Origin of the sequence: Mycobacterium stomatepiae (genome assembly GCF_010731715.1) — a bacterium.
In the GTDB taxonomy this organism is placed as follows: Bacteria; Actinomycetota; Actinomycetes; order Mycobacteriales; family Mycobacteriaceae; genus Mycobacterium; species Mycobacterium stomatepiae.
In genome coordinates, this window is the sequence record NZ_AP022587.1 from 3,080,037 (window position 1) to 3,092,250 (window position 12,214).

Annotated in this window: 8 protein-coding genes and 1 pseudogene; 4 read left to right on the forward strand and 5 right to left on the reverse strand. The window is 65.9% G+C overall.

The window, feature by feature from the left end; all coding sequences use genetic code 11:
- Positions 1-11 precede the first annotated feature (11 nt).
- Positions 12-763: pseudogene (locus G6N54_RS14410) on the reverse strand (class I SAM-dependent methyltransferase).
- Positions 764-789: 26 nt separating this feature from the next.
- Positions 790-1,305, reverse strand: a complete 516-nt coding sequence (locus G6N54_RS14415; protein ID WP_163790715.1) for a nitroreductase family protein — start codon at positions 1,303-1,305, stop codon at positions 790-792.
- Positions 1,306-1,551: 246 nt separating this feature from the next.
- Between G6N54_RS14415 and G6N54_RS14420 the strand changes: the two genes are divergently transcribed.
- Positions 1,552-2,760, forward strand: coding sequence for an IS110 family RNA-guided transposase (locus G6N54_RS14420; RefSeq protein WP_232073761.1), 1,209 nt, complete (start codon positions 1,552-1,554; stop codon positions 2,758-2,760).
- Between the two features lie 150 nt (positions 2,761-2,910).
- On the opposite strand, the gene G6N54_RS14425 is transcribed toward G6N54_RS14420, so the two are convergent.
- Together G6N54_RS14425 and G6N54_RS14430 are read right to left on the reverse strand one after the other, a co-directional pair.
- Positions 2,911-4,182 (reverse strand): CehA/McbA family metallohydrolase, encoded by a 1,272-nt coding sequence (locus G6N54_RS14425; RefSeq protein ID WP_163790716.1) that lies wholly within the window; start codon positions 4,180-4,182, stop codon positions 2,911-2,913.
- A 152-nt stretch (positions 4,183-4,334) separates the two neighbouring features.
- Positions 4,335-5,282: a class I SAM-dependent methyltransferase gene (locus G6N54_RS14430; protein ID WP_163790717.1), complete on the reverse strand. Its 948-nt coding sequence runs from the start codon at positions 5,280-5,282 to the stop codon at positions 4,335-4,337.
- Between the two features lie 205 nt (positions 5,283-5,487).
- On the opposite strand from G6N54_RS14430, the gene G6N54_RS14435 reads away from it, so the two are divergent.
- The gene (locus G6N54_RS14435; RefSeq protein ID WP_163790718.1) at positions 5,488-7,863 is read left to right on the forward strand and encodes a lysylphosphatidylglycerol synthase transmembrane domain-containing protein; all 2,376 of its coding nucleotides are present in this window, start codon (positions 5,488-5,490) and stop codon (positions 7,861-7,863) included.
- 9 nt (positions 7,864-7,872) lie between these two features.
- On the opposite strand, the gene G6N54_RS14440 is transcribed toward G6N54_RS14435, so the two are convergent.
- A complete protein-coding gene (locus G6N54_RS14440; RefSeq protein WP_163790719.1) occupies positions 7,873-10,509 on the reverse strand; it encodes a GH92 family glycosyl hydrolase in 2,637 nt (878 codons plus the stop codon).
- A 268-nt stretch (positions 10,510-10,777) separates the two neighbouring features.
- Between G6N54_RS14440 and G6N54_RS14445 the strand changes: the two genes are divergently transcribed.
- On the forward strand, positions 10,778-11,668 hold the full coding sequence (locus tag G6N54_RS14445) for a hypothetical protein (RefSeq protein ID WP_163790720.1): 891 nt from the start codon (positions 10,778-10,780) through the stop codon (positions 11,666-11,668).
- Between the two features lie 23 nt (positions 11,669-11,691).
- Positions 11,692-12,177, forward strand: a complete 486-nt coding sequence (locus tag G6N54_RS14450) for a hypothetical protein (RefSeq protein ID WP_163790721.1) — start codon at positions 11,692-11,694, stop codon at positions 12,175-12,177.
- The last annotated feature ends 37 nt before the right edge of the window (positions 12,178-12,214 follow it).

The window sequence follows — 12,214 nt, forward strand, 5'->3', positions numbered from 1 at the left end:
CCAACGGGCCGTCAGACCGGCTTGGTCGCGGTGACCAACCGGGTGGCGAACCAGGGGCCGCCGTACCACATCCGCCAGCCGACGTTGCGCCGCCGCACGTGGTGCCAACCCAGCTGACGCAGATGCGCGGCGTGACGGTTCGTTTCCCAGAGGTCGGCGATCGCTAGCCGGCCGCCCGGGCGCAGCACCCGGATCGCCTCGTCCAGCGCCTTGCGCCGGCCCTCGTGGGTTCCGATGTTGTGGATGGCCAAACTGCTGACGATGGCGTCCACGCTCTCGCCGGCCAGCGGCAGCGCGGTCATGTCGGCGGGCGCACCTCGACGCGGTCGGCGACGCTTTCCAGGTCCGCGTTGGACAACGTTGCCTGCTGCGAATTTTCGGTCTGGTCGGCACGCCAAAGGTCGACACCTATCGCTCGGCCCTGCGGCACCCGCTTGGCCGCGGCCAGCAACACCGCACCGCGCCCACACCCGAGATCGAGCACGGTTTCATCGCCTCGCAAGCGCAGCTCATCGAGGATCCGGTCCCACACCACGAACTTGCCGCGCCTGGTTGCGTAGATATACGACGCGGCAGTCGCGAGCACTTCGACCGCAGAAGCGGCGCCGAGCGCGGCCGCCAATCGATGGCCGCGGGCCAGCGCGACACCGGCGCTAGCGAGCAGGACGCCGGAGGTGCCGGCCACGCCCGCCAGCTGCGCCCCGGCCGAGACGGTGTGGAAAGACCCGTCGTACCCGTATTCGCCCCTGCGCCGGCGGGCCAGCCCCGCGTCTGCCACCACGGCCTGCCTCACCAGCGTCCGCGGTGGACGACTTCGTCGAACGGGCGCCGGTCCGGCTTGTGGATCGGAGCAATCGGGCGGTCGGCCGGATACCCGACTCCGAGCATGAAGGCCACCAGGTGGTCGTCCGGCACACCCAGGATCGCGCGCGCTTTCTCCTGATCCCCCACCGACGAGTGGCCGGTGCCGATACCCAGGTCGGTGGCCGCGATCATCATCGCCATCGTCGCCTGACCGACGTCGTAGTTGTCGGTCACCAGCCGGCGCTCGTCAGGTGGAACCGGTACCACCAACACGATCGCGGCCGGGGCCGCCGCGATGTGACCGGCGCCGCCCCAGACCGTGGACAGCTCCTGCAGCTGAGCCGGGTCAGTGACGATGACGAAGTCCCACGGCTGACGGTTTTTTGCCGACGGCGCCCGCCAGCCGGCCTCGACGATGCGGTTCAGGTCGTCATCCGGCACCGGTCGCGGCTGGTATTGCCAAACATTGCGCCGGGCGCAAATCGCGTCCCAAGCTTCCATCTCGTTCCTTAAGTTTGTAGGTGCAGTTGCTGCGTGTTGTTACGTTGTGCTGCGACCCGGGTGGGTCGGGTGAGGCATCCATTTCTGTTGCCGGCCTGGTGGTGCGGCTTGAGAGGACTGGCCGCCCGGCCTGCCTGGACTTCCTCGGGCTGCTGATTGAGATCTGCGATGTGATCGCTTGTTTAAGGAAATGCTGGCGGGGTTGTCCATGGGGATCGTGTTGGCAGACAAGCGAATAGGAGATCGATTGCAACGGACCGGTTGTGGGCTGGTGTTGATGTCGGCAAGGAGCATCATTGGGTGTGTGTGGTCGACGGTGCGGGCGCTGTGGTGTTGTCGCGCAGACTCGTCAACGATGAGCAATCGATCCGTGCACTGATTGGCGAGATCGAGTTGTTGGGTGATCAGGTGTCGTGGACGGTGGACTTGACCACGGTGTATGCCGCCCTGTTGTTGACGGTGCTGGCTGATGCCGGTAGGTCGGTGCGTTACCTGGCGGGCCGGGCGGTCTGGCAGGCCGCGACGGTCTATCGCGGTGGGGAGGCCAAGACCGATGCTAAAGATGCCCGGGTGATCGCTGATCAGTCGCGGATGCGCGGTAATGATCTGCCATTGCTGCACCCCGACGATGACTTGATCACCGAACTGCGCATGCTCACGGCTCATCGCAGCGATCTGGTCGCTGACCGCACCCGCACAATCAACCGACTGCGTCAACAGCTGGTGGCGGTCTGTCCTGCCCTGGAACGGGTCGCCCAGCTGAGCTCTGACCGCGGCTGGGTCGTGCTGCTGGCGCGCTACCAACGCCCCAAAGCGATTCGCCAGAGCGGTGTTTCGCGGCTGACCCGGATCCTGACCGACGCCGGCGTTCGTAACGCCGCAACCATTGCCGCGGCTGCCGTGGCGGCAGCCAAGACCCAAACGGTCCGACTGCCTGGCGAACAAGTCGCCGCTGGGCTGGTTGCCGAATTGGCCAAGGGGGTGATTGCCCTCGATGACCGCATCAAACAAACCGATGCCGACATCGAGGACCGATTTCGCCGCCATCCCCTGGCCGAAGTGATCACCAGCATGCCCGGCATGGGATTTCGGCTCGGCGCGGAATTCCTGGCCGCGGTCGGCGATCCCAAACTGATCGGGTCGGCCGACCAGCTCGCCGCCTGGGCCGGGCTCGCACCGGTATCTCGCGATTCGGCAAAACGCACCGGCCGACTGCACACCCCCAAGCGCTACAGCCGCCGGTTGCGCCGGGTGATGTACATGTCCGCGCTGACCGCCATCCGCTGCGACCCGGCCTCCCGCACCTACTACCAGCACAAACGAGACCAAGGCAAACGACCGATCCTGGCAACTATCTGCCTGGCCCGACGCCGCACCAACGTCCTCTACGCACTCATCCGCGACAACCGCACCTGGCAACCCGACTCACCCCCGGCCACCCAGTCCGCGGCTTGACTTCGTCATAGAGAGTCCTCTCGTCCCCGCGCGCCCATGCCGCGAATACCGTTGTGCTTGACCCCTTCTCAAGCCTTTTCTCAGGCCAGCCACACCGGATTCGTCAGGGCGACCATCGCACCGAGCCGGCCCCGTCGCGCGGCGCGCACCTCAAGTCGGGCGAATCGCGCGGACCCGGGGTCGAGCTCCCATTGCAGCCTGCTCCCCACCGAGGCTACCGGCGCACGTCCCACGCAGCCCGCCGCGGTGATCAGGGCGGCGGTGGCGCCGGGCGCCCCGCTGATGACCGCGGTGACCGTCACCGGGGCCCCGGGTGGCACCCGCAGCTGCTGGCCGGGCCCGGCCACGGCGCAGCCCGTCGACAATCGCGGGCACCGACAGCTCGGCCGCGTGCACGGCCGTCTGCGGCGCACCGACCACCTGACGCCTGGCGTGCGAGTCGCTGCCGCCGACCGCGACAATGCGCCGGCCCTGTCGCAGTAGTCGTTGCCAAATGCGGAGGGATACTTCGTCATCGACGTTCCACTTGCCATTCCATACCTCGAGCGAGTCCACCTCGGCGAAGCCGAATTCCCATGCCGAACCCGGCAGTGGCGCGGCGGGATGGGCGGCAACCACCAAACCCCCGGCTTGGCGAACCCCCGCGGCGAAGCGCCCGAAGACCCCGTCGCTCGGCCCGTAACGCCAGTCCACCCAGCCGCCCGGGGGCAGACCGACCGCGAGCCAGTGCCCGTGGCGGGTGGTGACCTCGACGCCGGGAATCGCCAGCAGCGATCCGGTGCGGCAGGTGGGCCATACCCGGTTGGCGGAGTTGGTGTTGTGCTCGGTGGAGACGATGAAGTCGAGCCCGCCGGCGTGCGCGTCCGACACCAGTTCGGCGGGATCGCGCTCGCCGTCGGAGTGTTCAGTGTGCAGATGCAGGTCACCGCGGTACCAGCGCGCACCTCCGACCGAGGCGGGTGTGAACGCCGCCGACGAGTCCTGCGTCACCGGCACGCCGGGCGGCTCGTAGTCCAGCGTGACCCGCACCTGCCAGGACATCCCCCACGGGCTGAGGACCACCGGACCCAGCGCAACCGCCCATATGCCGGGCTCGATCGGGCCGGCCAGGTAGCCGGGCGTGGCATGGGCTGCGGAGATCATGAAGCCGTCGCGGGCGCCGCCGGACCAGCCCCGGAATCCGGCGGCATTGCCCAAATCGTGGCCGGCGACCCCAAACATCCCTAGATCCAGCACATTTCGTGCGGGGCCGCCCATCCCGGAGTCATGGGCGGTCGACACCCGAATCTGTTGCACACCCGGCGGTACCTCGAACGGCAGGTAGGCCCACCGGTAGATACCAAAACCAAACCGTCCAGAAAACTCGATTTCGATTGCCTTGCCTGCGGTGATGACACCGGGCGCGACCCTGGCAATGCTCATGGCTTTCTCCCGTTCGGCGCGTAGCCATTTCCGACCCACTCCAATCGAAGGTGTCGGTTCCGCCCACAGCATTCGCCATCAAGGCCTAACCAGCAGTTACATCGACACGAACACCCGCTGTAGGGCTGGTGAGATCGCGCTACGCCAACGAATTACGTCCCCGAACGCTGCGCGGCGACGAACAGGTTGCCGGGGACGTCGTTCTCGACCTCTGCCGCGGGTCTGCGGCCGTAGCCGGCCATCAGTTCCAGCGACGGCGTCACCGTCACATCCCAGCCGTGGCGACCGAACCAGGCACCCACGTCTTCGCGCTCTTCGAAGTACCACAATTCGTCGGTACTGGGGACCTCACGCTGCGGGTCGGTTTTGGCGAACGCCGCTCGGACGCGATCCATCCGGGCGCGCCGACGCGTGCGCGCTTCGGGGTCCAGAAACTTCGGCCCCAACGCCTCCACGCCGATCCGGCTGCCCACGACGGTCAGTTCCTGCACGCGTTCGAACAGCAGCTCCTGAGCCGCCGCCGGCAGATAGGGCATCAGTCCCTCGGCCGACCAGACGCTCGGTGCCGAGGCATCAAAACCGGCCTCCCGCAACGCCGTCGGCCAATCCTGGCGCAAGTCCACCGGGACGGCGACCCTATTGCAGGCGGGCTCGGCCCCGTGTTCAGCCAACGTCGACGCTTTGAAATCCAGCACCCGGGGCTGGTCGAGCTCATAAACGGTGACGCCGTCCGGCCAGGGCAACCGCCAGGATCGCGAGTCCAGTCCGACCGCCAGAATCACCGCCTGGGAAATGCCCGCCATCGTCGCGTCGATAAAGAAGGCATCGAAAAACGCGGTCCGGGAGGCCATGTAGGAGACCATCCCTTGCATCTGAAGCGCCAGATTGGGTTCGGTTTCCAGCAGCTCGGCGGGCAACTCCGGAGCCGAGTACCAGTTCCACACTCCGTCGCCGGCCGCGTCGAGGAAAACCCGCGCGAACGGGTCGCGGATCAGTGGATTGTCACTCTCGGTCTCCGCAGCCCGGGATGCCGCGACGCCCAGTGCCGTCGCCCCCACGCTCTCGGTGATCTCCCAGCTGTCGTTGTCGGTCCTGGCCACGCTCATGTCCTCCCGTTGTCACCCGCGTTGAGCGCGACCCTACGTGAGCAAGCTGTCCGCAGGCTGTGCCTGCCGGTGGGCCCCGTTACCGTTTACCCGCAGGTGAACAAGCTGTCCGTCAGGTTCATGCACGCTTGCCCGGAAGTATCCGGTTAAGTTGTCGGCGGACCGCTAACAGCGCGGCCCCGGTCCGAAGGGTCCTGACATGCGAGTTGACGGACGCGACATCAGCGTCTCTGGCAGCTTGCTGCAACCGGTGAACCGGCGGACCAACGACATTCTGCGGCTAATCCTGGCCACCGCCTTTCTCGCGACGGTCATCACCGGTTCGCTGGTCACCCGCAGCCGCTGGCTTCGGCTGGAGAAATCCGTCTCGCACATTGTCGGGGTGCTGTCGCCCACGCAGGCCGATGTGGTTTATCTGCTGTACGGATTCGCGATTCTGGCGCTGCCGTTCATGATCCTGATCGGCCTGATCGTCGCCCGGCAATGGAAACTGTTGGGCGCCTACGGAGCCGCCGCGATTCTCGCCGCCCTGCCGTTGTCGATCAGCAGCAACCGCCTCGCCGCGCCCCGATGGCACTTCGATGTCTCCGACCGGTTGAGCACGCTGCCCGCGCAGTTCCTCGACGATCCGCGCTGGATCGCGATGCTGGCCGCGGTGCTGACGGTTTCCGGGCCTTGGTTGCCGGCGCGCTGGCGGCACTGGTGGTGGGCGCTGCTGCTCGCATTCGTGCCGATTCACCTCGTGATCAGCGCTATCGTTCCGGCCCGCTCCCTGCTGGGTTTGGCGGTCGGATGGTTCGTCGGCGCGCTGGTGGTGCTGGCCGTCGGGACGCCCGCGCTGGAGGTCCCGCTGGCGGCCGCGGTCCGCGCGATGGCCAAGCGTGGATTCGTGGTGTCACGGCTAATGGTGGTCCGCCCCGCCGGACCTGGCCCGCTGGTGCTGTCGACCGATTCCGGGGATCCCGATTCGACGGCGGCGATCGAGCTCTACGGTCCGCACCAGCGCAGCGGCGGGGCCCTGCGAGAGCTGTGGCGCAAGCTGCGGCTGCGCGATGCGGAAACCGCACCGTTTCAGGCGTCGATGAGCCGTGCCGTCGAGCATCGCGCGCTGATGGCCATCGCCATCGGTGAGGCCGGCGTCGCGAACACGTCGACGATCGCCTTCGCGGCCCTGGACCGGGGGTGGACGCTGTACGCGCACGAGCCCGTTCGGGGAATCGCGCTCGACGAATGCACCAAGACCACGCCGGTGGCGCGGGTGTGGGAGTCGCTGCAAAAGTTGCACGCCTATCAGATCTCGCATGGTGACCTGCGCTGCCACGAGATCACCGTCGACGACGGCACGGTGCTCTTCGGTGGATTCGGCAACGCCGAATACGGCGCCACGGACATCCAACTGCAGTCGGACGTGGCCCAGCTCCTGGTGACGACGACGGCGCTGTACGACGCGAAGTCGGCGGTACGGGCGGCGATCGACACGTTCGGCAAGGACGCCATCTTGACCGCGTCCCGTCGTCTCACCAAAACTGCTGTGCCAAAACGAGTTCGGAAGTCGGTCGGCGACGCGTCGGCCATCATCTCGGCCGCCCGAGCCGAGGTCAAGTCCCAAACGGGTGCGGACGAGATCAAGAAGGAAACCATTACCCGGTTCACCCGCAGCCAGGTCGTCCAACTGGTTCTGCTCGGTGCGCTGGTCTACGTCGCGTACCCCTTCATCGCCACCGTGCCGGCGTTCTTTTCCGAACTCAGAACGGCGAACTGGTGGTGGGCGCTGCTCGGCATGTTCATCTCGGCTTCGACGTATGTGGGTGCGGCAGCCGCGTTGTGGGCGTGCACCGACGGCACGGTGAACTTCTGGAAGCTGTCAATAGCCCAGGTGGCCAACACCTTTGCCGCGACCACCACCCCGGCCGGAGTGGGCGGCCTGGCGCTGAGCACCCGAATTTTGCAGAAGGGTGGCCTGTCCGTCATGCGGGCCACCGCCGCGGTGGCGTTGCAGCAATCGGTGCAGGTGATCATGCACCTAGTGTTGCTGATCTTGTTCAGCACCGTGGCGGGCGCGTCGATGGACCTATCGCATTTCGTCCCGGGCGCGACGGTGCTCTACTTGCTCGCCGGTGTGGCGCTGGGCATCATCGGGACGTTCTTGTTCGTGCCCAAGCTCCGCCGCTGGCTGGCGAGCGCGGTGCGCCCGCGGCTGCAGGAAGTGGCCAAGGACCTGGTCGAGCTTGTCCGTGAACCCAAGCGGCTCTCGCTGATCGTACTCGGTTGTACCGGAACAACTCTCGGTGCCGCGCTGGCGCTGTGGACCAGCGTCCAGGCTTTCGGTGGCGGCGCGACATTCGTCACCTGCACGGTCGTGACGATGGTCGGCGGCACCCTGGCTTCGGCCGCGCCGACACCCGGCGGCGTCGGAGCCGTCGAGGCGGCATTGATCGGTGGACTGGCCGCCTTCGGCGTACCCGCGGCCGTCGGCGTGCCCTCGGTGCTGCTGTATCGGGTGCTCACCTGCTGGCTGCCGGTGTTCATCGGCTGGCCGGTGATGCGCTGGCTCGCCGACAACGACATGGTCTAAGCCACCCGCTCACGACCCGTCGTTGTCGGCTTGCGCGGCGACCACGACGGTCGCCTTTCGGACACTCTCGCCGACTGTGGCGGTCAGAACGACGAGATAATTGCCCTCGGGAACCGACCGTGCCACCGTGACCGGGACCGTAACGGCGGCCGATCCGTCGGATGCGAACTGTCCGGAGATGGGTGCAGTCGTGATCCCGGCGGTGACGGACGTGCCGGTGATGCGGTAGCCATCGGAATTGGCGACCATCCGTTGGGCGTCGACTTTAACGCCGCCCGTACTTCCGGGAGCGATCGCGACGACGGGGCGCGACGCATTGATGGTCACCGCCGCCCCGCCCGCGCCGAACGATGGTGGCGCCGAGGACTCGCCGGAGCCCCAGCCTCTGTCCGGGTGAGCGGCGAGGGAGAACGCGAGTTCCCCGCCGGTGCGGATGAGCGACTCTGGCACAAAGGTGCGGTCGGTGGGCTTGCCGTCGACGTCGAGGCCGCTGAGGTACTTCAGATGGTGTGGTCCGGAGGCCCCCGGTGCGGTGACCCGGATGGAATTGCCTGCCGGCAGCCTTATTACGGCGCGATCAAAGAGCGGCGTGTTGACGGTGAGAATCGGTGTTCCCGGAGTTCCGGGATAAACGCCGAGCGCAGCCCAGACATACCAGCTGGAGAGCGCGCCGAGATCGTCGTTGCCCGGCTCACCATCTGGTGTGGGCCCGAATAGGCCGCGCACCCGGTCGACCGTGAGCTGAGTCTTCCACGGCTGGCCGATGTAGTTGTAGAGCCAGGGCACCCCGAAGCCCGGCTCGTTGCCGGCCCAGAGATACGGCTCATTGGGGCCGACGTTGAGTTTTTTGGTGAAACGATCCAGTCGGGCGGCCACCGCCTGGCGACCGCCGAGCGCTGTCGCCAGGGCGGCTACGTTGTGCGGTACCCACCAGACGTACTGCTCCGCGTTGCCTTCGTCGTATCCGATTTGACCGAAAGTCGAAGGGGAATCCACGAATCCAGGGCCAGAGGGAAAAACTCCCGTCACGTCGCGTGGAGACACATAGCGGGTGGTCGGATTGAACAGGTTCTGCCAGTACTGCGATCGGTCCTGGAATTCGGCGGCGGTCGCGGTGTCACCGAGCGAGTCGGCGAATCGGGAGATGGCGAAATCGTCGACCGACCACTCGAGTGTGATCGACGCGTCGGCGATCCAGCCATCGGTGCGGAATTCGAACGTAAATGGTGCGTAGCCGAACTGCAGGTAGGTGGCGATCCCCGGCCTTTCGACGTATCCGTTCAGCCCAACCCCACCTGTCGTCGCCGCATTCACCATGTAGCGCAATGCCTTTCCGACATCGAAGTCACGCGCTCCGTACATGTAGAGGTTGACGATGAGGGGCACCACATTGTCCCCGCTCATCTCACCGGTTGCCGAATTCGCAAATGACCAACGCGGGAACGATGCGCTTTGCTCGGCGTCGTTGACGAGCGATTGCGCCATATCGCTGGCTTGCCTTGGAAAGAGCAATCCCTGAAGGGGCGCCAGACTGCGGTAGGTATCCCAGTCGGAAAAGTTCGCGTACTGGGTATGCCCCTTAGCTACTTCGCGGATGAGGCCGTCAAATCCTATGTAGCGTCCGTCCGTGTCATTGAATGTGTTGGGATGCAACAGAGATCGGTAAAGGGCGGTATAGAAGGTGTCGAGGTCGTCGGTGTTTCTGCCGGCCACCGAGATACACGTCAGCGCCGCGTTCCACTCCGAGAGTGCGGCGGCTCGCACTTCGTCGAAGCCCGGGGCCCCCTCGGCAGCCAGATTTGCCCACGCCCCGTCGATACCGACATACGAGATCGCGGTGCGAGCTTCGACCACCGAGCCGGCCGGGAAACTCACGTAGCCGCCGCTATAGGGCGACACCGCGGTGCGCTCGCCGGCGTAGACCGAATAGCCGTCCCAAGTGCCGTAAGAGGTGAACGGTTGGTTGAACTTCATCGCGAAATACACTGTGTAGGTATTGTTCTTGCCGCAGAACCCACCGCTGGTCGCCCATCCGCTGATGGTGGTGTTGTCCTCGCCGATCTGGATGGCCGCGCGAGAGTTGCCCGCCAGCGACGCGCCGGAACGCACTTGGATTACCGCCGGGCGACCATTGTGCGGGAAGCTGAACCGACCGACGCCGGTACGGGTGGTGGCGGTGAGTTCCGCGGTCACTCCGGTGTCGGGGAACCTCACGGTGTAGTAGCCCGGCTCGCCCTGTTCCGTGTCGTCGTGGGCTATCCGCTCCGAGGCATTCCAAGGTTGCGTGTCGCTCGAGCCCGTGGTCGGTAACATCGAAACGTCCCCGAATGCCGCACAGCCCACCGACGCGTGCGTCATGCTGAAACCTGTCGAGCGTGGGTTGTGATAGTTGTACCCGGCGTAGTTCGCGACCGTGTCCGGCGAATACTGCACCATCCCGAATGGCACGGACGCGCCGGGAAAGTTGTTGATCTCGCCTACCGTCTGCCCACCCGTGCCCGTCCCGATGAGCGTGTCCACGTGCTCGGCCGGATTCGTCACGAACGCCGGTTCACCGTCGTAGGCGATGGGTGGCGCGGCCGCGACAAACGTCATGAAGACAGCCGCCACCGCAATGAGTGCCGTGAGGACCGTTCGTGACTTCATAGCTGTCTCTTACTGGATAACCGTCGCTTCCGGTACGTATTTCGCAGAGAGACTTTCGACAGTGCCGAACGGCCCCGGGCGCCGAACGTTCGGCGCATACGAAACGCCCAGCTATCTTTCCCGATGACGGGGCTCGACCTCAACTGACCAGATCACTGCTCTTAGCAGCTCGCTTTTGGCAGAACTGACCGGCGATAGAGTCGAATACAGCAACCGTCACCGTGGCATCGACCCCGCGTTGGCGGGTGCGGCTCCGGCAGCAAATCAGATGGCAAGGCACTTCGGCGAGCAGGGCGACGACGAGCGCCACACCGAGCGCAGGATCTCCCGGCTATCGGAGCACGACCGGCGCGACGATCGCGCCGAGCGGGGCGATGATTACCAGCCCTATGGTGAGCCCATGCCACCAAGCCGGCTCGCCGTCGCCGTCTCCGCAGTGCTGATGGCCTGCGCCTGCCAGAGCCCCAACCACGGTGCGAGCAGTCCGGCCGCCAGCACCATCCCGATTCCCAACCGCCTGTGCAACGACGTGCACGGGGTGTGGGACGGGAAAGCCGGTCGGTGCAAACTGAGCAAGGACGTCAACGGTGCGCTCATCGAAGTGACCGCCGCATACCCCGCCGACCTCGTCGACAACCCACCGTCGGGCCCGGTGCTGACGTCATTCGTCCGGAAATTCTTCACCGACTACGGCGAAACGGATACCAATGGCAAGGGTAGCGCCAACCTCAGCTCGCAAGTTCTCACCCGTGCCGGGATCACGAAAACGGTTGTATTTCAGTCTGATTGGTATTTCAGCAGCATGCCTCACCCCAGTGCTGCGATCACCACCTTCACCTTCGACTCGCAACGTCAGCTGCAACTGACCGATTTGCTGTGCCCTGGTGTGGACCCGTTGACGGCGATCCCGCCGATCGCACATCCCTATTTGCAGCGGGCGCTGGACGGGTCACCGTTTCAGGTTGAGCAGTTCGAACCGGACCACCCCGAGGGCGCACTGGTCGACGGCTACCAGGCCTGGGCGCTGGACCGCGACGACCTCGTCCTCTACCTGCCGGCCGAACGCGGGCCGGGCGGAATTTCACCCGGCGCCGTCTCACCGCACATCCCGCTGGCCCAGCTCGCTCCGATCCTGCGCGGAAAAGGCTGCTCAACGTAGCCGATTGGCCTTACGGTGTGTGCATGGCCGAAGAGTCGTACGCGATCGACGCCGGGCACCCGCCCTCGTTCTTGCTCAAACTCGTCAACCCGATGCTGGGTTTGCTGCTGCGCACGCCGCTGGCCGGCCCGGTCCGCAAACAACTGATGGTGCTGAACTTCACCGGCCGAAAGACTGGACGCCCGTTCACACTTCCCGTGAGCGCCCATGTGATCGACAACAATCTGTATGCGCTGACCGGTGCTTCGTGGAAGCAGAACTTCCGCGGTGGCGCGCCGGCCCAGGTCGTCTACGACGGAAAGTCAACCGCGATGAACGGCGAGCCGATCCGGGACCGCGCTATCGTTTCCGATCTCTACAAGCGCTGCGCCGAAGCGTACGGCCCGCGCCGGGCGCAGACGATGATCGGGTTGAAATTCCGCGATCGACGCATCCCGACGCTCGAGGAGTTCGGCGAGGCGGTCGACCGCATGCACCTCGGTGCGGTCAAGCTGACTCCGGCGGGCTAGCCGCAGCGCCGAGGTGCAACGACAGCGTTGAGCGTGT